Origin of the sequence: Psychrobacter sp. NPDC078501 (assembly GCF_044900935.1) — a bacterium.
Taxonomy (GTDB): Bacteria; Pseudomonadota; Gammaproteobacteria; order Pseudomonadales; family Moraxellaceae; genus Psychrobacter.
In genome coordinates this window covers 183,426-204,692 of sequence record NZ_JBJDOS010000004.1, presented here as the reverse complement: position 1 = coordinate 204,692, position 21,267 = coordinate 183,426, and the positions used below count along the sequence as shown (strand labels likewise).

General features: G+C 43.1%; 20 protein-coding genes. 12 read left to right on the top strand and 8 right to left on the bottom strand.

The genetic code is table 11. The annotated features are described in order from the left end of the window. Window positions 1-16 precede the first annotated feature (16 nt). A complete protein-coding gene (gene uvrA, locus ACI2IW_RS09125; protein WP_404693440.1) occupies window positions 17-2,923 on the top strand; it encodes an excinuclease ABC subunit UvrA in 2,907 nt (968 codons plus the stop codon). Between the two features lie 115 nt (window positions 2,924-3,038). Here uvrA and ACI2IW_RS09120 read toward each other — a convergent pair whose 3' ends face one another. The 4 genes from ACI2IW_RS09120 to ACI2IW_RS09105 all read right to left on the bottom strand — a co-directional run bounded on the left by ACI2IW_RS09120 (window position 3,039) and on the right by ACI2IW_RS09105 (window position 5,765). After that, on the bottom strand, window positions 3,039-3,668 hold the full coding sequence (locus tag ACI2IW_RS09120) for a LysE family translocator (RefSeq protein WP_404693439.1): 630 nt from the start codon (window positions 3,666-3,668) through the stop codon (window positions 3,039-3,041). A gap of 269 nt (window positions 3,669-3,937) precedes the next feature. Continuing rightward, window positions 3,938-4,750, bottom strand: coding sequence for an AbiH family protein (locus ACI2IW_RS09115; RefSeq protein ID WP_404693438.1), 813 nt, complete (start codon window positions 4,748-4,750; stop codon window positions 3,938-3,940). Window positions 4,751-4,903: 153 nt separating this feature from the next. Continuing rightward, entirely contained in the window at window positions 4,904-5,329 is a 426-nt protein-coding gene (locus ACI2IW_RS09110; RefSeq protein ID WP_404693437.1) for an AbiH family protein, read from the bottom strand. A 154-nt stretch (window positions 5,330-5,483) separates the two neighbouring features. Beyond that, complete coding sequence (locus tag ACI2IW_RS09105; RefSeq protein ID WP_404693436.1) at window positions 5,484-5,765, bottom strand: DUF503 domain-containing protein; 282 nt, start codon at window positions 5,763-5,765, stop codon at window positions 5,484-5,486. Window positions 5,766-5,898: 133 nt separating this feature from the next. On the opposite strand from ACI2IW_RS09105, the gene ACI2IW_RS09100 reads away from it, so the two are divergent. The 4 genes from ACI2IW_RS09100 to ACI2IW_RS09085 all read left to right on the top strand — a co-directional run bounded on the left by ACI2IW_RS09100 (window position 5,899) and on the right by ACI2IW_RS09085 (window position 9,141). Then, entirely contained in the window at window positions 5,899-6,687 is a 789-nt protein-coding gene (locus tag ACI2IW_RS09100; protein WP_404693530.1) for a threonine/serine exporter ThrE family protein, read from the top strand. A 1-nt stretch (window position 6,688) separates the two neighbouring features. Further along, window positions 6,689-7,141: a threonine/serine exporter family protein gene (locus tag ACI2IW_RS09095; RefSeq protein WP_160022269.1), complete on the top strand. Its 453-nt coding sequence runs from the start codon at window positions 6,689-6,691 to the stop codon at window positions 7,139-7,141. 174 nt (window positions 7,142-7,315) lie between these two features. Then, window positions 7,316-8,680 (top strand): glutathione-disulfide reductase, encoded by a 1,365-nt coding sequence (gorA, locus tag ACI2IW_RS09090; RefSeq protein ID WP_404693435.1) that lies wholly within the window; start codon window positions 7,316-7,318, stop codon window positions 8,678-8,680. A 248-nt stretch (window positions 8,681-8,928) separates the two neighbouring features. Further along, window positions 8,929-9,141, top strand: a complete 213-nt coding sequence (locus tag ACI2IW_RS09085) for a hypothetical protein (protein WP_057761343.1) — start codon at window positions 8,929-8,931, stop codon at window positions 9,139-9,141. 44 nt (window positions 9,142-9,185) lie between these two features. On the opposite strand, the gene ACI2IW_RS09080 is transcribed toward ACI2IW_RS09085, so the two are convergent. Together ACI2IW_RS09080 and ACI2IW_RS09075 are read right to left on the bottom strand one after the other, a co-directional pair. Continuing rightward, the gene (locus ACI2IW_RS09080; RefSeq protein WP_404693434.1) at window positions 9,186-9,809 is read right to left on the bottom strand and encodes a GNAT family N-acetyltransferase; all 624 of its coding nucleotides are present in this window, start codon (window positions 9,807-9,809) and stop codon (window positions 9,186-9,188) included. A 365-nt stretch (window positions 9,810-10,174) separates the two neighbouring features. Beyond that, window positions 10,175-11,824 (bottom strand): FAD-dependent oxidoreductase, encoded by a 1,650-nt coding sequence (locus tag ACI2IW_RS09075; RefSeq protein ID WP_404693433.1) that lies wholly within the window; start codon window positions 11,822-11,824, stop codon window positions 10,175-10,177. A 384-nt stretch (window positions 11,825-12,208) separates the two neighbouring features. Between ACI2IW_RS09075 and truD the strand changes: the two genes are divergently transcribed. Then, window positions 12,209-13,378, top strand: coding sequence for a tRNA pseudouridine(13) synthase TruD (gene truD, locus ACI2IW_RS09070; RefSeq protein WP_404693529.1), 1,170 nt, complete (start codon window positions 12,209-12,211; stop codon window positions 13,376-13,378). A gap of 117 nt (window positions 13,379-13,495) precedes the next feature. Here truD and ACI2IW_RS09065 read toward each other — a convergent pair whose 3' ends face one another. Together ACI2IW_RS09065 and ACI2IW_RS09060 are read right to left on the bottom strand one after the other, a co-directional pair. Further along, a complete protein-coding gene (locus ACI2IW_RS09065) occupies window positions 13,496-14,953 on the bottom strand; it encodes a diguanylate cyclase (protein WP_404693432.1) in 1,458 nt (485 codons plus the stop codon). A gap of 293 nt (window positions 14,954-15,246) precedes the next feature. After that, entirely contained in the window at window positions 15,247-16,128 is an 882-nt protein-coding gene (locus ACI2IW_RS09060; protein ID WP_404693431.1) for a PHP domain-containing protein, read from the bottom strand. Between the two features lie 291 nt (window positions 16,129-16,419). Here ACI2IW_RS09060 and ispZ point away from each other — a divergent pair, with 291 nt between their 5' ends. From ispZ to ACI2IW_RS09030, 6 genes are all read left to right on the top strand, one after another. Next, window positions 16,420-16,971 carry a septation protein IspZ gene (gene ispZ / locus ACI2IW_RS09055; RefSeq protein ID WP_290178823.1) on the top strand — a complete coding sequence of 184 codons (552 nt, stop codon included), beginning with the start codon at window positions 16,420-16,422 and terminating at the stop codon, window positions 16,969-16,971. Window positions 16,972-17,075: 104 nt separating this feature from the next. Then, entirely contained in the window at window positions 17,076-17,402 is a 327-nt protein-coding gene (locus tag ACI2IW_RS09050) for a YciI family protein (protein ID WP_404693430.1), read from the top strand. Continuing rightward, window positions 17,399-17,848, top strand: a complete 450-nt coding sequence (locus ACI2IW_RS09045) for a hypothetical protein (RefSeq protein WP_404693429.1) — start codon at window positions 17,399-17,401, stop codon at window positions 17,846-17,848. Before ACI2IW_RS09050 ends, ACI2IW_RS09045 begins: the two co-directional genes overlap by 4 nt. 95 nt (window positions 17,849-17,943) lie before the next feature. Then, window positions 17,944-19,995: a tRNA (5-methylaminomethyl-2-thiouridine)(34)-methyltransferase MnmD gene (mnmD, locus tag ACI2IW_RS09040; RefSeq protein ID WP_404693428.1), complete on the top strand. Its 2,052-nt coding sequence runs from the start codon at window positions 17,944-17,946 to the stop codon at window positions 19,993-19,995. A 101-nt stretch (window positions 19,996-20,096) separates the two neighbouring features. Further along, entirely contained in the window at window positions 20,097-20,531 is a 435-nt protein-coding gene (locus ACI2IW_RS09035) for a secondary thiamine-phosphate synthase enzyme YjbQ (protein WP_404693427.1), read from the top strand. An 82-nt stretch (window positions 20,532-20,613) separates the two neighbouring features. Further along, window positions 20,614-21,258 (top strand): hypothetical protein, encoded by a 645-nt coding sequence (locus ACI2IW_RS09030; protein WP_404693426.1) that lies wholly within the window; start codon window positions 20,614-20,616, stop codon window positions 21,256-21,258. Window positions 21,259-21,267: the final 9 nt, after the last annotated feature.

The window sequence follows — 21,267 nt, the reverse complement described above, 5'->3', positions numbered from 1 at the left end:
AGGAAACCCATAAACGATGGCACATGACCATATCGCAATACGCGGCGCACGTACTCATAATTTAAAAAACATTAATTTAGACATTCCACGAGACAAATTTGTGGTAATCACTGGCCTATCTGGCTCTGGTAAATCGTCACTGGCATTCGATACGCTATATGCCGAAGGACAACGCCGTTATGTCGAGAGCTTGTCGGCATATGCGCGTCAGTTCCTCTCCCAAATGGAAAAACCGGAAGTTGATAGCATCGAGGGTCTCTCCCCTGCGATTGCTATTGAGCAAAAATCGACCAACCATAACCCGCGCTCAACCGTCGGTACGATTACCGAGATTTATGACTATCTTCGTCTGCTCTACGCACGTATCGGTACGCCGTACTGCCCTGAGCATGGCGAGCCAATGGTCGCGCAGTCGGTCACCGAAATGGTCGATCAAGTCATGGCCTTGCCAGAAGATACCAAACTCATGATTTTGGCACCGGTGATTCGTGAGCGTAAAGGCGAGCATACCGTGTTACTTGAACAGCTGATTGGTCAAGGCTTTGTCCGCGTACGTGTCGATGGCGACGTATACGACACTGACGAGCTACCAACCCTCGATAAAAAGAAAAAACATACCATCGAAGTAGTAGTCGATCGCTTTAAGGTTCGTGATGACTTAGGCAACCGTGTCGCTGAGAGCTTAGAGACGGCGTTACGTTTGGGTCAAGGGCTGGTCACGCTACACTTTATGGATGGTAATCCAAAAGAAGGTGGTGACGATAATCAGGTCATGTCAGCCAAGCACTCCTGCCCTATCTGTGATCGTGCCGTGCCTGAGCTTGAACCGCGTATGTTTAGTTTTAACAACCCATATGGCGCGTGCCCAAGCTGTGACGGTCTGGGCAAACGTCAATATTTCGCGGCTGAAAAACTTATTACTCATCACGAGAAGTCACTTAACCAAGGCGCAATCAATGGCTGGGACAAGCGTCATGCGTACTACTTTGGTTTGCTTAGCACTGTCTGTAAGCATTTCAAAATCGACATGGATGCACCATGGCAAGATCTGTCAAAAGAGCAGCAAGACCTAATCATGCATGGCTCTGGCAAAGAAAAGCTCACCTTTAACTTTACCGATGAGCGCGGACGCAAAACCAATAAGACTGTACCATTTGAAGGTGTGCTTCCCTACCTAGAGCGTCGTTATGCCAAGACGCAAAGTAACCTTGTCCGTGACGAGTTAGCTAAATATCTGGCAGATACCACTTGTAACGTCTGTGACGGCGCGCGTCTGAATGAAATCTCACGCAATGTCCGTGTCGATGATCAGACCATTGCAGAAATCGTTAAGCTATCTATCGGTGATGCGGCTGACTATTATAAAACGCTAAAGATTGGCGGTCATAAAGGTGAAGTCGCCGAAAAAATCTTCAAAGAGATTAATGAGCGTTTAAACTTCCTCGTCAGCGTCGGGCTAGATTATTTGACCCTTGCCCGTTCTGCCGAGACATTATCGGGCGGTGAAGCACAGCGTATTCGTCTAGCCAGCCAAATCGGTGCAGGTCTGATGGGTGTCATGTACGTACTTGATGAGCCGTCAATCGGTCTGCATCAGCGTGACAATGATCGCCTGCTAAAAACCCTCACACGCTTGCGTGATTTGGGCAATACCGTGCTGGTCGTTGAGCATGATGAGGATGCGATTCGCCAAGCAGATCATGTGATTGATATCGGTATCGGTGCAGGCGTACATGGCGGTCATATTATCGCTCAAGGTACGGTCGATGACATCATGGCAAACAAAGAATCGCTGACTGGACAATATATGTCTGGTAAGAAGAAAATCGAGATTCCGACTGTTCGTCATAAAGCCAAAACCATTGATGTGGAAGTCAAGGGTAAAGCCAAAGCCAAAAAAGTACCGATGACCATCGAGCTAAAAGGCGCGTCAGGCAACAACCTACACGATGTAGATTTGACTATTCCTGTAGGTATTATGACTTGTGTGACGGGTGTCTCAGGTTCGGGTAAATCGACCTTGATTAACCGTACGCTTATGCCATTGGCAGCGACTCAGTTAAACAATGCCTCAACGCTAATTGCCGATAAGTTTGAAAGCATTAGCGGTCTTGAGCATTTGGACAAAATGGTCGACATCGATCAAAGCCCAATCGGTCGTACACCGCGCTCAAACCCAGCGACTTATACTGGCGTATTTACCCCGGTGCGTGAGATGTTTGCCCAGACCCAAGAAGCGCGCGCCCGTGGTTATAAGCCTGGCCGCTTTAGTTTCAACGTAAAAGGCGGACGCTGTGAGATGTGCCAAGGTGATGGTCTAATCAAAGTTGAGATGCATTTCCTACCAGACATGTATGTGCCATGTGATACCTGTGAAGGCAAACGCTACAACCGCGAGACGCTAGAGATTCACTACAAAGGCAAAACCATCGCTGACGTGCTTGATATGACCGTTGAAGATGCCGTTGAGTTCTTCTCAGCGATACCAGCCATCTATCGTCGTCTGCAAGCACTGATGGATGTCGGTCTGAGCTATATTCGCTTGGGTCAGTCTGCGCCAACACTATCAGGTGGTGAGGCGCAACGTGTCAAACTGGCGCGTGAGCTTGCCAAACGCGATACGGGACAGACGCTGTATATCTTGGATGAGCCAACCACTGGTTTGCATTTCCATGATATCGATAAGCTGCTCAATATCCTGCATGCCCTACGCGATAAAGGTAATACCATCGTGGTCATCGAACATAACTTAGATGTCATTAAGACAGCGGATTGGGTAATCGACCTAGGCCCTGAAGGCGGTAAAGGTGGCGGTATGATCATCGCTGAAGGTACGCCTGAGGAAGTGGCGGAAGTCAAAGAATCCTACACGGGTATATTCTTAAAGCCGATGCTTGAGCAAGGTATGAAAGAAGTCAGCTAATACCGTTAGTAATGATTGATAAAAGGCCACTCTTTATAGAGTGGCCTTTTTTGCTGGGTAGGATTTCGGGTTGCTGTTGAGAGTCGCCCTTTGTATTAAATGCCATCTAGCAAATCTAACCCTTCGCGATCAACCATGTGCCAGCCAATCCCATAAATGAAGACCCTACTCGATTAAATTTCTGACGCGCTTTAGGACTTTTTAGACGTTTTTGCGCATAGCTCGCCATGAAGGCATACATCATCATGGCAACAATGGCGCAGCTAAAAATCACTAGACATAGAATCGTAATATCTATCCCTGTCAGGCTGGTTACTGGAAAAAAGCTAGGTAATAAGCTTATGTAGAATAAAATGACTTTTGGATTGCTAATGGACACCAAAAAGCCTGACATCACACTTTTTAAACCCTCATTCTTATTCTTTAACGCTATATCTCCAGTGATAATTTCACTCGGCACCGTCGTCCACATCTTGTATGCCAAGTAAAATAAATAGCCTGCACCCACAAACTTAACGATAGTAAACAGTGTATTAAAATTACTTGCTAACGCGCTCAGTCCATAAGCTGAGAACACCATATAAATAGCATCCCCTGCAGCAAGCCCAATAATTAAGGGCAGCGCCGCCCAAGACCCTTGTGTCATGGCTTTGGCAATCGTGGCAAACACACCAGGACCCGGTGTCATGATAAATATGAATACAGCAATGATGAAAGTAAATAGCTGGATAGTGTTGATGGTCATGACAGTCCTTTATGTACCTACTAATCCTTAAGTATAATTGATTGAATAAACATATTTCTAGTTTAGTATGATTATTTTAGAATATTTATAGGCTCAAAGACGTAATCTAATATAAATTATTGAATGAGTGATAAAAGGCTACTCTTTATAGGGTGGCCTTTTTTTGGGTCTTTAATATATAAGTAAATCAATCGATCATGCTAACAAATTACTATATTTTCATAGCCTACATTTTTGATCAGCAATACTCGTTATCTAAACACTCCTCTTTATGAATATTTACTAAGTTCATCAACATAACCCTCTGTATTGTTAAGGGAGTAAATATCAGGTGCCTCAACGAATTCCAGCCAACCCTTCTTCATCCACATTTCAATTATATCCTTACCCATAACTGAGATGAGATTTGCAAGTTGTGCATGTGGTGAAGGAAAATAATAAATAATTAAATAAATTGAAGTATAACCACCTTTATTAAAAGAAAAAATCTCTTTGATATAGTCACTATCAGAAGAGTCAAGCGAATGGCCCCATATATATATTTCATACGGTTGAACATTCCAATAACTTGAACCTTTTTGGTGGGTTTTTTCAAGACTCTTTAAACCCTCATTTCCCGAAAGAAATTTGTAATTAGTATTATTTACTAGTTTTTGGTAGTATTTTACGAATCCATATGCTTTTTCATTAATTAGTAATTTATTTTCTAATTCTGATATTCCAAGTACAATATTACCCTCCCCTGCTTTGCCATGTAAAAAATTTCTATGATTTCTGTCATATAGCCTACTAGTCGTAGATGAATAGTTAAAACTATAGATACTATCTATATCGCTTAATACTCTAGGTATTTTTAAATCACTCCTTGGCACTAAACCTTCAATAAAATCAATATATATAGAAAAAATATCTATAAAAATTAGAAGGTCATTATTCATTTTTTTGATTACTTTGTATGTATGAATACCAATCGCTTCACCTTTGTACTTTTTTACATAATCATCGTTCAAACTTAACTCTTTAAATGCTGGACTTGGCCTACCAAATCCGGTAAGTGAATCATAACCATACTGGTTATCCATATCGTCAAACTCATTTTTATTGAGTTCTACAAAATTTTCTTCATCTTTATATCCATATATACTTCTTAAAATACCTAGTTTTAACAGAACATTGATATAATGATTTTTATTAGCATTAAAATATTCAAAAAACTCAGTTTCAATAATATTTAGTTAACCTTCATAATTCTTTACATCGATTATTTCATTTTTATCAGAATTTTTTTCTAATACAGAGCATACAATATCTAAAACAATTTTTATTTCGTTTTCAAAATCTATCCACGTATCTATACCGCTATCTAAGTAATCTTTGAAATACTGGAACCATCCATTACTAGATATTTTCTCTTTCAAAATTTTTAAATCTTCTACTATAATTTTTACTTCTTCAGTTTTATACATTTCCTTAGTTTTGCTTAGAAAAGAATCTCCATCTACTAAAAACTCATGGAAAATATTATCAAATGATAGAGGTTCACTCAGAGGAGCCCTTTCTACTGCGCACATTGCGGTAATAAAATGTTCATATTTTGTTGGTAAAAAATGAGCTAAGTCAAAGCCATTTCCTAATATCAATATTTTTTTTCTTTCACTCATTCATCTAGTCCTTTATTAATCGTAAATCTTTAAAGATATTATGGCTTTCTGCTCTAAAAAGCTATTTAGCTTCGGTTTTAGCAACTACTCATAAGCTTAGGGTAGCTAAGGTATGAGCTGAAATTAGACTTGTTTCTCTACAAGTATACCTAGTCTAAACAAACTCCCTCTCAATATTCATCACTCTTGCATCTACTGTACGCTCTATCTTTTCCTCAATTTGACTATATTGCGACTCGACCTCACGTTTAGATAGTCCAACGATCACAAACGTCCACTCACTGGCATCATGCCGATCACGCTCCCCGCTTTCACATACCGCGACACTTGGCGTATTACCAAAGCGCGCATGCAAGCCCCCCATACGGTGGCGTTTTTCTTTTAGCGAGCCACAACCGGGCAATGAGAACGTCAACGTCAAAATAGCGATATGCATTTTATGCTCCTTGCGATAGGGGTTTACGCTTTATAATAGTAGCATCAAACATAATATCCGATAATGGCTGCGCATCACCATTCAGACCCTTTATAATAGCGTATCAATACCAACCAACATGCGTATCTCACCCATGACCTCTATCAGCTACGTAAAGCAGCAGCGCATTACTCGACTATGCGTGCGCTGCGGATTACTCCTTATGCAGTATGGCGCTGAGTCTGCCGTGGTGGTGGACTTGTCCAAACGCTTGGGGCTTGCCTTGGGGATGAACAGCGTCGAATGTTCACTGAACTTTAATGCCATTACCTTGACGACTATCTGTGACGAGCGCTGTATCACTACTACCAGAGACACGATCAATCAGAGCATCAATGTCAATTTATTGGTCCAAATCCAGCAAATCGTTAATAAAACTGAAGCCACTGTCGATAGTACCGATTTGATTGACCGCACGACCCTTGCCTTTGATGAGTTGGATAAGACCGTGTATCCAACATGGCTCGTAAGTATATTTGTTGGTGCGTCTTGTGCCGCATTTGCTTACCTGAATGGCGGTAGCTGGTCGATTACGGCGGTGACATTCATCGCGGGTATGGTGGCGATGTTTACTCGTATATATCTATCCAAGCACCACTTTAACCCTTTTATCACCGTCATTGTGACGGCTTTTATTGCCTCGCTCATTGGCGCGACGACCTATTATTTTGATATTGGCAATAATGCGGATATCGCTGTTGCCTCCAGTGTACTGCTATTGGTACCTAGCTTTCCTTTGATTAACTCTTTGTCCGATATCCTAAAGGGCTATGTCAATATTGGCGTTGGGCGTGCGGTCTTTACCTATATGCTTACCTTATCCGCGTGCGTCGGTATCGTGATGGCACTGGTTTTACTTCGCATACAGCACTGGGGGTTTTAAGATGTGGTTTATTAAAACCGTCGTACTGTCTTGTATCATTACCCTTGGTTGGACGCTAATGTTTAGCGTACCCAAACGCTATATCTTGCCATGTTTACTGATGACCGCATTTGGCTTTGGATTAAAGACAGCACTCGTTTATCAGCACATTCATATCGTGGTTGCTAGCTTTTTTGGGGCGATGCTTGCCAGCTTTTTGGGCGTGTATTTTTCTAAGAAATATACTCTGCCACCCAAAGCGCTCATCTCGCCCAGTGTCATCTGTATGATGCCCGGTATCGCCGCTTATAAGGCGATGGTCAGCATGGTACAGATTGGTTACTTTGGCTTTTCAGACGAGTTATTTAGCCAAATGATGGTGTACTTATTTGAAGCGTTATTTGTCACCTCAGGATTGGTGCTCGGCTTGTCCATTCCGGGGCTGTTATTTTATAGACGTCGTCCTATTGTATAAGTGGTTATAGGTAGATTTAAATATCTAAATGTCGGGCTTTTCTTAATTAAATACCATTTGTAGTCAAGCGATTCAACACATCTTAACCATAAAAAACTTGTAAGATGGATGATAAGACCCATTACAGTAGAGTCGGAAACAGCACTAATAACAACTTAATAAAGAGACCGTATTATGACCAAACATTATGACTATATCTCTATTGGCGGCGGTAGCGGCGGCATCGCGTCACTCAACCGTGCAGCCAGCTATGGCAAAAAATGCGCCATTATCGAAGCCAACCAACTGGGCGGCACTTGTGTGAATTTGGGCTGTGTTCCCAAAAAAGTAATGTGGTATGGCGCGCAAGTAGCCGAAGCCATCCACAAATATGCACCAGACTATGGTTTTGATGTTGAGTTAAAAAGTTTTGACTTCCAAAAGCTGGTACAGAGCCGCCAACAATACATCGAAAACATTCACCGCGCTTATGACAATAACTTGGCAAAAAACGGCGTAGAAGTGATCAAAGGCTTTGCCAAATTCGTCGATACCAATACCGTAGAAGTAAATGGCGAGCTGATTACCGCTGACCATATTTTGATTGCTACGGGCGGTCATCCTATTCAGCCAGATATCAAAGGTGCAGAATACGGCATCGATTCTGATGGCTTCTTTGCCTTAAACCATCTACCAAAACGTGTGGCGATTGTAGGTGCTGGCTATATCGCTGTCGAGATCGCAGGCGTGTTAAACAGTCTGGGTGCCGAAGTGCATTTATATGTACGTAAACACTCGCCACTACGTACGTTTGACCATACTATCGTAGAGACTTTGCTGATAGAAATGGAACAAGCCGGCATTAAGTTGCACACCAACACGGTAATCAGTGAAGTCAGTAAAAATGACGATGATAGTCTCGATTTAACCACCAATGATGGCGGCGAAGACTGTATCGACACTGTCGACTGCTTGATTTGGGCGATTGGTCGCGCGCCATCGACTGATGGAATCAATCTGCAAGTGACAGGGGTCGAGACAACCGAGACGGGTAAAATCAAAGTCGATCAGTTCCAAAACACCAATGTCGATGGTATTTATGCAGTCGGTGATATTATCGAGAATAGCGTAGATCTAACGCCTGTAGCGATTGCCGCAGGTCGCCGCTTATCTGAGCGTCTGTTTAACAATAAGCCCAATGAGCACTTAGACTATACGTTGATACCGACGGTGATTTTTACCCATCCAGCTATCGGTACAATTGGCCTGTCTGAGATCGACGCGGTAGAACGCTATGGCAAAGAAAACATCAAGTGTTATACCTCAAGCTTTACCGATATGTATAGCGCGGTGACTCAGCATCGCCAAAAATGCACCATGAAGCTAGTATGCTTGGGCGATGATGAAAAAGTCATTGGCTTGCATGGTATTGGTTTTGGCGTCGATGAAATGATTCAAGGCTTTGCCGTCGCTATCAAAATGGGCGCAACTAAAGCTGACTTTGATAATACTGTTGCCATTCATCCAACTGGTTCGGAAGAGTTTGTGACGATGCGTTAAGCTCACTGTTTAACGTTTCTCTTATTCTTAGCTATTATAAAAAAGGACGCCATTTGAGCGTCCTTTTTTATTGTCAGTCTTGACGCAAGCATATATTCTCGCATACCTAAAACGTCTTATAACTTTTATATCGCCCTGATGATTACTGTAATTTCTATAATTTATTCGCTTTGAAAAATTTAAAGCAAGGCATACTGACAGCGCAATCCCGATGCTGCTATGATGCGATTAATACTGACCGTTGAGAGATGACTGTGTGGCAGGTGTATCTATTTATATTACCAATTGGGCTTGGCATCATGACCTTGGCAGCAAGCCTATTGTTTTTGTTCGCTTATCTAATGTCGGATGATAATGCCACGCGCTTGCCAGCATTTAACTGGTTCAAGCGCCTAATCATTGTGGCATTTATGCTGCTGAGTATTGGTCTGTTTATGACCTTTGGACATTTTTGGGGTTGAGCTAGATAGAATATTTTTTAATGCTTTTTACTGGGCCAAGTTGATTAGCTGACGATTTTTTCAAGTTCTAATAGCTCCAAATCATCACGCTTTGGCTCGCCATTATTGCCATCGTTTGGAAACGGCATTTTATTACCATTGAACTGATAACCGCGGCGCTGATAGTACGCTAAAAGCTCAGGACGATGACTTAGTATAGACATAGTCAGACGGCTAGGCTGATTCAGTGACTGTAAATGACGATCTGCAAAGGTCTCAGCCGCTTGTAAAATCACATTGCCAACACCCTTCCCTTGTAGCACAGGATGTACCGCAAACATGCCGATATAGGCTTTTTTGTTCGAGTCAGCATCAGTTTTGATATCGACAGCGATACAGCCAAGTATTTCACCCGTTTCTTCTCCATCACGGTCGCCTGTTGTTGTTTTTGGATAAACGAAATAATAGTGCTTAGGATCATTGATTACAGCAGCAAGCTCCGCTGGTGTGGTTCGAATACCACCGATCAAATCAGCCTCATTAGTCCAACCTGCTGTCTCGCGATAGCAGCAGTTCAATAACTGCTCAAGTGCGCCAATATCCTCTAGTGTCGCTTCACGCAAAAATACCGACTCTTTATCAAAATGGTCTGTTTTTATATTGCTGTTATTTATATTATTTTCGCTCATATTATAATTTTTCCTTTTCTGTCTATGTATAGTTGCATTCAAATAGTTTCGATACAAGAAAACCGAATGCAAGTGATACATTAGTATACTTAACAAGGATGACGATGTAGCGGATCTATATAGATTTAACTATAAAAAACTGACTTAGATCACTAAGCCAGTCTAGGGGTATGTCATTAATTAGATTATGAGGCTTAAAATGAGAAAAATTGTAGATAAACGAGGAAAAAATTGCCGTTAATATGAACATATTTGCAAGATTTCTGACGATGTTTAGCAAAATTTAGCCATTTTAAGACCACTAAATGTACTGATGTGCTAATTGATAACATACCCCAGATACTAATACTTATTGCTTAATAGTACTAGCGCGATAATGCATGCGCTTGCTCAATAATATCGAGCCCTGCATTAAGCTGCGCGCGCGTCGGTGCATGACCACGGCGTAATAGCTCAGAGAAGGCAACCAGCTCTGTATCACGTCCAAGCGTACTTGCCGCACTAGCCCGTGTATCTTCGCCTTCATCATCAAAATAGTATTCGATATAATCATGCGTATCTGGCGTACCGAGTAGGATATTGTGATCTGGTGTCTCGGCATGACCGCTATAGCGTAGGCTCTTGCCATATTGCATGGTCCAAAAGAAAGGAATACGCGCTTCCAGTGAGTCAACACTGTCGTCATTTAATATCGCAGCTGCTGTGACCATGCCATGCTGCAATGCCACGCGCCAATGCTCGATACGCATGCGACCCATTTGATTGGTGGCTTTTGCAATATCACCTAGCGCATAGACGCCATCGCGCAGCTGTAGATGAGCGTCGACTTGTACGCCATCTGGTTCGTTAACTGCGCTCAATATCTCTGTACGTGGAGACACGCCAGTACCCAATATCACGATATCAGCATCAATATGCTCGCCATTCGCCAGCGTGACACCGCCTACATTTGAGAAAGACTGGTTATTGTTATCTCCATCCTTATCTACTTGACGGTCAACCTTAGTAATTTCATTGACGGTTGCGTCAAACACAAAGTTAATGCCCTTCTCTTCATGTAACTTAATTAAGGCGTTACTCACCGTTTCAGAGACAATATTGCCCATCACGCGGCTACCTTGACCAATCACTGTAATAGAAGCTGTCGTACCAGCTTGTGCTAATGCCGAAGCGGTCTCCATACCGATAAAACCTGTACCGATGATCACCACACGCTGATCATGACTGGCCGCTTTAATTAGTTTGGCATCATTCATGCTGCGTAGCGTATATACGCCATCTATCTCAGCACCTTTGATAGGTGGTAAGTTTGGTTCAGCACCAGTGGCGACGACCAAGAAGTCTGCGGTTTGTCGTTCGCTGTTGCCATCATTATCCTCTATAACGACGGTCGCTTCATTGGGTAGCACTTCGCTAACCGTTTGATTAAGGCGTAACTCAATATTGTTGTTATCCGCCCAGTCAACACCGCCCAAGAGCAGCTTATTCTCGTCCATCTTGCCTGCCAAAAACGCTTTGGATAATAAAGGACGATTGTAAGGAGCCTTATCCTCTTTACTAATCAACGTAATCTTGCCGCCATAGCCACCCTGACGCAACTGGTCGGCCGTCATAAATCCTGCACCACCACCACCAACGATAATGGTATGAGTGTCAGTTAATTTATCATTTTCGACTTGCCCCGTTACCTGAGCTGAGGTGTCGACTGTCAAATTATCACCATCATGAGTCAGCTCATACTGGGTCAAACCCTTTGTCGCTATCGGCTCTAATAGTGAGCCATCGCGACTATCAAAAGTCGCATGATGCCAAGGACAAACTACCCGATTACCACATCGTAATCCATTACCCAAATCTGCGCCCGCATGTGGGCACTTACCATCGAATGCACGGAACTCATCGTCATCGCGAGTGATTAAAATGATACTATCGTCTTCTTGCTTATACGACTTCATACCACCGCTTGGGATATCCGCTTTACTGATGGTGACTGTGTTGATCGTTGCGTCGGTCATAATGCTTCCTTAACAGTTATAATGATGTCTAATGACAGCAGGTTGAAAATGACCGTAACCAACCAGACAAATTCAACTTATCCTATTATTTTTAATATGCTATGCATTGATAGTAGCAAGAGCGCCTCGCACACGATGTTTCTTTGTATGTTTGCTGCGTTGCAAAACGTAATTATGCGACTTTATTTTCCGCACTCTTTTTACTTCTAATCATTATTAATAAACAAAATAAAAGACGACCTTATGACTTCTCAAGACAACCAAAACGAAATAACTATTACTTCTCAAGATAGTTTAGATAGCCAAGCTGCTACTCTTGATCGAACAACTGTTGCTCAAAACGTTAATAAACGAACAGCCAGTGAGCAAATTGACCTAGCTCATATGGATATTGCCACTATTACAGATACTGCAAATTTGCCACAGCCAAGTTTGCAGTCGATACAGCAAGCGACTTATAAAGCCAATGCGACTGATTTTATTGTTAATGAGCTATTGCCATTAGACTTCACTGGTGAAGGTGAGCATTTATGGTTGCATATTGAAAAATCAGGCATGAATACTGCTTATCTGGCGAAACTACTGTCAGAGTGGGCAGACATTCCATTACGTGATGTTGGCTACTCAGGCTTGAAAGACCGTCACGCGTTGACGACTCAGTGGTTTAGCCTTCGCATACCAAAAAAACAATTACCGCCTACTGAGTTTACACCAGTTGACATTGGCGAAAATGAGTCTGTCACTATCCTTGCGCAGCACTGGCACAATAAAAAACTCAATCGCGGTACGCACCGTGCCAATCAGTTTGTTATTACTTTACGTGATATCCAATTTTCGAGCGCTAGTGACGAAAATGTTGATGACGAAAATAACGTATCACCCGAGCAACTACTATCTGCAAAAGAGGCAGTCGAGCAGCATCTAACGCGCATTGGTGAAAATGGTGTACCCAATTATTTTGGTCCACAGCGTTTTGGTCGTCAGGGTAATAACGTCAGAGAAGCTTTATCACTGTTTGCTCGTCCACCGCGAGAGCCTCGCCCGCAACCAAAAAAGAGCAAACGTAAGCGTGCCCCGCGCGAGCAAAATACGATGGAATTGTCTGCTGCACGTAGCTTGATATTTAATGAGATATTGGCAGCACGGGTACGTAATGGCAGCTGGAATACTGGCCTAGCAGGTGAAGTGTTTAATTTAGAGGGCTCAGGATCGATATTCACTAGTGAGACACTAGATGATACGTTGCATGCTCGTATTGACAGTGGAGATATTCACCCAACGGCTGTGCTATGGGGCACAGGTAACGATAAAGTTACTGGTAGCGCTGCAGATTTAGAGACCGAGGTAGTACAACACAGCCCCCTACTTATGCAACTAGCAACTGGATTAGAGCAGCGTGATATTAAGGCGCAAAGACGAGCGCTACGTCTACCGATTGAGGCGTTAAGCTGGGAATGGTCGGACGATCAGACGCTAGTATTAAACTTTACTTTAACTACAGGTAGCTTTGCCACAAGTGTGCTCGCAAGCTTGGTACAGCAGTTGATATCTTGATTGGATGGATGAATGAATGAAACTGGCATCTAAATTGGACTAAACAATAGAATATCAGCCATACCGATAATACTTACACGGTCTTAGTGGCGTGGCTGATCGTTAATAAATTAATGGCTAGCGGCTCTTATAAAGCGATTGTTTACCGCCTTCTTTTTCGGCCCACATCTCATTTGCACTGACAACTTGATTGCGACCACGGTGCTTAGCTTCATATAAGGCTTTATCCGCTATGCTAATAAGTCGTTGGCAGATATCACTAGGCAGCTTTTGCATTGAGGCGATTTTGCTTTCCGCGCGCTGAGTAGCAATTGGCTTGATAAGAGGTGACGTTTGAGCGACAGTCTTTTGCTGTGTGATCGTTTTGTAGCCTTGCGCGATACAATCTCGCTCTTCATGAGTTAAGGTATACAACCCAAAGCTTGCTGTCACATTAAAATCAGCCAGACCTTCAATCTTCATGACATGCTCAGCAATATTTAGCCGTAATTGCTCAGCTATCACCATAGCACTATCATGCTTCGTGTCTGGCAGTACAACCAAAAACTCTTCGCCGCCATAGCGACTGATAATAGTCTTATCTGTTAACGACTGCGATAGCGTCTGCGAGATTTCAATCAAAACCTGATCACCTACATCGTGACCATAATTATCGTTAATCTGTTTGAACCAGTCCAAATCTAACAGCATGACGCTTAAGTCTTGATATTCTCGCACAGTAGCCAAGGCATACTTCATCTTTTTCAGACCGTAGCGGCGATTTTTAAGCTGAGTAAGCTCGTCCTGATTGGCATGTAGAAGGGTCTCAAACCGACTATCATCTAATACCAACAGTAAGGCACGGAATATATAGACGATAAAAATCGCTTTTGGTAGCGCTAAATATAAATGCGTCGACCGCCAAAAAAAGGCCGATGAACGCTGTAACTCGCTGATACTATCCCAATTTAAGACATTATTTTCAAAAGCTAACGCAGCCACCGCATTTTCAGCAGCCATAATCTCGTTGTAAGTTAGATAGTTATGACTTTCAAGCATGGGATGAATGACGGTTAACTGGCGTAAATTAGGCAGACTGATACCAAAGTAAGGTGACATAATCGCTAATAGCATCAAGATAATATGCAACCAAAACATACGCCAAGCATAGCGGCGCTTAATCAGCATCATGCCAAGCATAGCGCCGCCGACGAGCGACACGCCTGCAAACAAACTGCTATACCCTATCATCACAATAACAGTAGAAATGTAAGCAGTGTAAACCAAAACCAAAGCTATTTGCCATCTGCTTAAGACAATGTCGTTGTCATTGCTCGAATGAAATAAGCCTTTGACCATGCACAAAAAGAACAAACCGACAAAGCTAATTCCAAGCCATAATGGATATAAATAATGTATGTTTACATAGGTGTTTAACGCATCTTGCTGCCACCAGACATACAAGCACCAGAACCAATGCAATGACACTTCTAACACGATAAATAAGGCCATCAGCGATGTTCGGTCAGCAGCCTGCCACTCAAAAATCATTTGAGAGATTTTGTTGTAACCTAGATGGGATATCGATACAGCCATAGAGGGGCTACCGCAGAGAGTGTAAATACATTAAAAGGTATAAATGCGTTGAATACATAAGCGCTAAAATCAAAGCCAAAGCATATTATTCGCTCTGAAATTTTCATATCAAGTGTTACAAGTTCTGGCCTTATTATCAATCTATTTTACGCATTTATTTCCCAATAATTTCTCTATGAATGTAATTTTGTTTACTTGCCCATTTTTAGCCTTATTCATCATGATAAATAAGGCCCTATCGCTACTGAAAATAACCTTATTAGAAGTAACTGTAAAAAGGTAAATCCTACTCACTAAGCAAGCGTTGCAAAAGACTCCCAAACCCCTTGCTGATCATCATTCAAAATAGGAACGTCGCCCAAACGTCGCCAAGGCATGTTACTACCATGAAAATCACTACCAATAGATGCCGCAAGACCATGCTCAGCGAGGCTACGATCAACCATTCTGCGGGTACTAATCGGCTCGCTAGTGGCTGGCAGTTCACAAGCATCTCCGCCAAGCTGCGCAAACTCTTCGATCAGTTTACGCACGCGTGTCGCTGATAGTTGATATCGCGTAGGATGTGCGAGCACCGCTTTGCCGCCGCAAGCATGAATCAGTTCGATACCATGCTGCATCGTCAACGCCTCAATTGCTACATAAGCAGGTTTATTATCTGCTAGATACTTGTCAAAGGCTTTTTGAACAGTTTTGACTTCACCGCGCTCAAACAATACCTGTCCAATATGGGCGCGCCCGACTGCTTGTGGGTTGCCGCCTGCTTTATCGAGCACTGCTTGCCATAGCTCATCATAATTAATATCTAATAGCTCACTCAATTTTTCAGCGATACGTTGACCACGAGTGGCTCGACTGTCTTGCAGTTGCTGCAGCGTTGCGTGCATTTTTTCGCGATCAGTAAAGTCCAGTCCAAGTACGTGAATAATTTTATTGGTAGACTTATTCTTTCCGTAACCACCGCTTAATGTATGTTCACAGCTGATTTCAACGCCATTAATAATTTGCATATCACAGGCACTGGCAGCGACCCTTGCCTCGTCAATCCCTGCTAGCGTGTCATGGTCAGTCAATGCCAATACGTTGATGCCCGCTGCATGGGCACGCTGTATGACCTCGGTCGGTGCATAGGTACCATCTGAACAAGTACTGTGGCAATGTAAGTCGATTTTCATAAGCTGAGCCTTAAAGTGTTAGATAAAATAGAAGTAGAATAAAAGCTAGTGAGCAGACAGTCATTGTTACTATCATGAGTATTGTGATTTGTCTTGATGATTCTGTAGATTTAGCAGTTATCGGTGCTGTATTCGTGTTTATATTTGGCCAGTGGCATGGTCATCAGGCGCAATAAGAAAGTATTACTCTGTAGGTTGCGTATATCGCATGATTATCGTGTTGATTGCTTTTTTTTGGTGCGGTAGACGTGTAAACTACCCCATACGTTTTTGTTGGACATACCCTTTGCTATGAAAGCATTATTAGACTTTATTCCCTTAATTGCCTTTTTTATCGCGGCGCGTTATAACGGTATTTTAGCAGCGGCAGGGGCTTTGCTCATCGCCACTATTATCGTTTACGCCATTCATTTTATTCGTCAAAAAGGTAAGTTTGATAAGCAGCAATGGGTTGTCTTATTATTAACGATTTTATTCTGCGGTGGCACATTACTGCTGCGTGATGATATTTATCTGCGTTGGAAATCGCCCATTATCAATGGTATTTTTGCATTGACTCTATTCGTCAGTGCCGCTATTAATAAGCCATTGATGCAGCTTGCTATGAAAGAGGTATTTACCCTGACGCTTAGCGGCTGGAAAAAGCTGACCGTTGCTTGGGCATTGTTTTTCGCCCTAATGGCTGTACTACATTATATCACAGCGTTCACAATGTCAGATGAAGCATGGATCAACTTTAAGACCTATGGCTGGATTCCAATTATGCTGGTGTTTGTCGTGGCTCAATTTGCCGTGTTGAAAAAGCATCTCAACCCTGCCCTAACTGACAAAGCTACTAAATAGTTTCTGTTGCCTTGTCATAGCAGCAACCCCTTTATTGCTATGACGTTTATACTAAGCCCACATAAGCTCATCATTACTTTTTTATTATTCACTAAGGAAGTCTCATGTCTTTATTTGCAATCATTGGTCATGACGTGGCTAATAGCAGTGCACAACGTCTGATTACTCGTACTGAACATATTGAACGCTTAAAAGCACTGCACCAAGAGGGACGCCTCGTTATCGCAGGGCCAACGCCTATCGAACATGGCAAGAGTGATATGTCAGGCAGCTTAATCATTGCAGACTTTGACTCTATGGAAGCGGCTCAGGCTTGGGCAAACGATGAGCCTTATTTACGTGATGGCGTGTATAGTCATGTCGATATCAAACCATTTATTCAAGCATTGCCAGCGCCAACTGACAGTAATAATCAAGTAGCTGCATCGTGATTCAGAAAGTCTCTTTTTCACCTACCTGCTTCTACAAAAGTGCCCTGATTGGTCTCATGCTAGTGACAGCCGTTTCGGCGCAGACTGCACCTGCTGCGCCCATAACACCTGCTGTCGATGCAACCGATCCGGCAGCAGTGCTGCCGTTGACTGGGCCAGTAGCGGCGCGCGCTTTGCCAACGAAAAACTCAGCGCTAGATATCAATGATACCTTGGCGGCACAGTTACAACCATCTACTAAAGCATTGTCAGCTGCCAATCAAGAACTGCTTAGTCGTAATGCACAATTACAGCGCCAAGTGAACGATTTACAGACTCAAGTAAATGTTTTGGTTTACGAAAGTAAAGGACAGTTATTTCTATACGGTGCGTTTACCGTTTTGATCAGTCTATTAGTCGGCATTTTTGTTTCATGGTTAGTATTTGTCCGTCGTGAGCGCTGGTAGCATATGCTGTGCTCGCACTGACCAAATGTCGATATCATTGATCCGTCACAGCTGATCGTTTAGCTACCGTTATTGATATTCCTAAGAAGTGTCTCATGTCTACCGCTAATCATCAAAACCCTGAACATTTAAACGTTATCACGCCTGCCAAGATTGACTGGCAAACGGATGATACTGGCAATATGGTGCCAGTATCAGGTGAGTTTGGGGATGTTTACTTTTCTCATGCAGATGGTTTGGCAGAGACGCGTCACGTGTTTCTAGAGCACAATCAGTTACCAGAACGTTTAGCACACATTGCACCAAAGCAATGCTTTACGATTGCTGAGCTAGGCTTCGGAACTGGGCTTAATCTACTAGCAACGTGGCAATTGTGGCGCCAACTGCGTGACACCAATCCGCAATTAGCAACGGCTCGTCTGCACTTTATTACTACTGAAAAGTTCCCTATACCACTAGCAGATTTGACCCAGATACTTGCGTTATGGGGTCAGCGCGCGCCTGAGCTAATGGCATTTATTAAGCCACTTTTGGCTGCATATCCGCCCCTGATTTCAGGCTGTCATCGTTTAAGTTTTTCTTATGATAACTTAACCGTCGATATGTGGCTTGGTGATGCAGCAGAAAGTCTAAGCAAACTGGCATTAGATCACTCCAATCAGTATACCCCTTACATTGATGCTTGGTTTTTGGATGGTTTTGCGCCTTCTTGCAATAGCACCTTGTGGGCTGACAGTATCTTTGCCCAAATGCAGCGCCTATCACGCCCTCATACGACTGCCGCTACTTATAGCTGTGCAGGTATCGTCAAGCGCGGACTAAGAGAGCATGGCTTTCAAATTAAAAAAGTCAGAGGTTTTGGTCGAAAGCGGGAAATGCTAACAGCCATTATGACCAATGCAGAAAGTAGTGACCTTACTGACGATAATAACAGTCACGAGGCGAAGCAAGAAACGACTTATAGCACATTTGATCACACTGTCGTTATTGGTACAGGTGTCTCAGGGTTGCTCACAGCTTGGTCGCTTGCCAGTCGCGGTATCAACGTCATTTTATTAGATAAATCAGCACCCTTAGCGGGCGCATCGGGCAATCCTAGAGCATTACTTGCGCCCAAAATGACGCCGATTCACCATGTTGACGAGCATCTGCATACCATCGGCTATCTCCATAGCAGCAGGCTATATCGAGGCCTTAATCAAACAGCCGTACAGCTTAATACAGCACCGGTACTTGAACTGACTGGCGCCCTTGATTTACTCATAAAAGCCAATATCGGTACGGAACAAATTGCCGACTATCCTGACGAGATGGCAACCACCCTATCGCATGAGCAAGCACAGATTACTAGCGGCCTAAAAGAGCAAGATTTATCAGAGAACTTGTGCTTACCGCAGTCTGGTCTGGTCAATCCGCAAGCATTAAAAAACATCATACTGACTCATCCACTCATTCACTTTCAGCAGTTAGAAGTGAATAAAATCAACGAGACTGAGCAGCAAGTTCGTATTGAAGGTATTGATGGAAACCATAACACTGTCACTATGACTACTGATAATATCGTCATTTGCGCGGCTTATGAAAGTCATAAATTGGATCAGCGTGTTTTTGATTGCCGTAAAATTCGTGGGCAGCTGTCTTGGTTTACCCCCTCGACGGAGCAACTAACAAAGCTACCTAAAATACCGCTTAAATATAGTGGTTACTGTGCACGGTTCAACGCACAAACTGGAGATGACGAATTAAATACCCTGGTCGCTAGCGAGCCATATTTATTGCTTGGCGCAAGTTTTATCCGCAATGACACAAGTACTGACATACGTCCTGAAGAGCATCAAATTAGCCGAGATAAGCTAATTACCGCCATTCCTGAGATGGCATCGATTATTCCGGCAGATACGAGTCTGTGGCAGGGACGAGCTGGCATTCGCACTCAAACGCCTGATTACCACCCTATCGTTGGACAATTGATAAATAGTCAGCGAATATGGACGATGAGTGCGATGGGCGCAAAAGGTTATGCATTGGCACCTATTTGTGCTGAAGCATTAGCAGATATGATGCTAGGCTCATTCGCACCACTGTCAGAGACGATGCTCGCACGTTTATCACCCAATCGTACACGGCTACAGACGCCGCTTGTTTAAGAATAAATGGCTCTTGTGTAAATAACAGCAATGATTTTCATAGTTCATACTGTCTTATGATATCTTGATTTAATGTCGACTCTAATAATGAGATATACCCCATGAGCTATCACCAAACCACCCTTACTCTACCCGCCTATGCGCGCGGCATTCATATCATTACTCCGAAGGTTGAAGAAGCTATTTCGCAGCTGTTACCTCACTCTGCCAAGGTAGGGTTGGTTCATCTGTTTTTGCTGCATACGTCAGCCAGTCTTGCGATCAATGAAAATGCTGATCCAGATGTCAGACTAGATACAGAAGATTGGCTTAATAAAATCGCACCGGAAGAGCAGCCAGAGTATCGCCATACTTTAGAAGGATCAGACGACTTGCCAGCGCATTTCAAAAGCATGATGTTTGGAGTAAGCTTGACTATACCGCTTGTCGATGGTGGATTAGGTCTAGGCATGTGGCAAGGTATTTACTTATGTGAGCATAGAAACCTGCAAGAATATGGCGGACAGCGTAAGCTGGTGATTACGGTAAATACGTAATAATATACTGTCAATAAATAGCAGATTGACCCTTGCAAATTACCACATTTACGTAGAGCGCCATTAACGGATAAAGCTGATTATGAATACTTCTCTTCCAAAAGTACTGAACTTACGAAAATCTAAATTGCTTTATCGTACGGCTCCTGCTATTTTCTTCAGTCTGTTGCTATTGACTGCTTGTCAAAAAGATCCAGAACCTGAAGCAACTGATATAACTACAGCTGAGACCTCAACGCAAACCACGCCAGTAACGACCAATATCAATGTAGATGCAGCTGAAGATAGCAATGCAGATGACGCTAAAAATGTAGCGCAGACCGATACTGATTCAGAACGTGATATGAGCTTAACGGAGTTAGATAAAGATCTTGGTGATACTACGTCTACGGCAAATGATAGCGCTGAAAAACCCAATCCAGAGCAAGCTATCAAAGGTGCACAAATCACTGATGTCCGTTATAAAAGCGCAGCAGGTGAGAATTTGTCCGTAGTCTTTGAGACGTCGGCAGCTGGTATGCTTAACGCTATCATTACTCGTCCCAACCAGCCAAAAATGATATTGAGCGCACCTGAAGGCCAAGGCAATAATCCTACCTATCAATCAGCTGACGGTAGCATCCAACTCGTCAGTCATGCTGGTGGCGGCACGATCGACCTTATCCGAAACAATAAAGTCACTAGCTTTGATGCCGTCAGTGCTGAAGCAGAAGTCATCACTGAATAAAACCCGCTT

Bases quoted from the DNA above. Each gene is read 5' to 3' on its own strand.
- uvrA (WP_404693440.1), top strand. From the start codon at position 17: ATGGCACATGACCATATCGCAATACGCGGCGCACGTACTCATAATTTA.
- ACI2IW_RS09120 (WP_404693439.1), bottom strand. From the start codon at position 3,668: ATGACCATCAACACTATCCAGCTATTTACTTTCATCATTGCTGTATTC.
- ACI2IW_RS09115 (WP_404693438.1), bottom strand. From the start codon at position 4,750: ATGGATAACCAGTATGGTTATGATTCACTTACCGGATTTGGTAGGCCA.
- ACI2IW_RS09110 (WP_404693437.1), bottom strand. From the start codon at position 5,329: ATGAGTGAAAGAAAAAAAATATTGATATTAGGAAATGGCTTTGACTTA.
- ACI2IW_RS09105 (WP_404693436.1), bottom strand. From the start codon at position 5,765: ATGCATATCGCTATTTTGACGTTGACGTTCTCATTGCCCGGTTGTGGC.
- ACI2IW_RS09100 (WP_404693530.1), top strand. From the start codon at position 5,899: ATGACCTCTATCAGCTACGTAAAGCAGCAGCGCATTACTCGACTATGC.
- ACI2IW_RS09095 (WP_160022269.1), top strand. From the start codon at position 6,689: ATGTGGTTTATTAAAACCGTCGTACTGTCTTGTATCATTACCCTTGGT.
- gorA (WP_404693435.1), top strand. From the start codon at position 7,316: ATGACCAAACATTATGACTATATCTCTATTGGCGGCGGTAGCGGCGGC.
- ACI2IW_RS09085 (WP_057761343.1), top strand. From the start codon at position 8,929: ATGACTGTGTGGCAGGTGTATCTATTTATATTACCAATTGGGCTTGGC.
- ACI2IW_RS09080 (WP_404693434.1), bottom strand. From the start codon at position 9,809: ATGAGCGAAAATAATATAAATAACAGCAATATAAAAACAGACCATTTT.
- ACI2IW_RS09075 (WP_404693433.1), bottom strand. From the start codon at position 11,824: ATGACCGACGCAACGATCAACACAGTCACCATCAGTAAAGCGGATATC.
- truD (WP_404693529.1), top strand. From the start codon at position 12,209: ATGGATATTGCCACTATTACAGATACTGCAAATTTGCCACAGCCAAGT.
- ACI2IW_RS09065 (WP_404693432.1), bottom strand. From the start codon at position 14,953: ATGGCTGTATCGATATCCCATCTAGGTTACAACAAAATCTCTCAAATG.
- ACI2IW_RS09060 (WP_404693431.1), bottom strand. From the start codon at position 16,128: ATGAAAATCGACTTACATTGCCACAGTACTTGTTCAGATGGTACCTAT.
- ispZ (WP_290178823.1), top strand. From the start codon at position 16,420: ATGAAAGCATTATTAGACTTTATTCCCTTAATTGCCTTTTTTATCGCG.
- ACI2IW_RS09050 (WP_404693430.1), top strand. From the start codon at position 17,076: ATGTCTTTATTTGCAATCATTGGTCATGACGTGGCTAATAGCAGTGCA.
- mnmD (WP_404693428.1), top strand. From the start codon at position 17,944: ATGTCTACCGCTAATCATCAAAACCCTGAACATTTAAACGTTATCACG.
- ACI2IW_RS09035 (WP_404693427.1), top strand. From the start codon at position 20,097: ATGAGCTATCACCAAACCACCCTTACTCTACCCGCCTATGCGCGCGGC.
- ACI2IW_RS09030 (WP_404693426.1), top strand. From the start codon at position 20,614: ATGAATACTTCTCTTCCAAAAGTACTGAACTTACGAAAATCTAAATTG.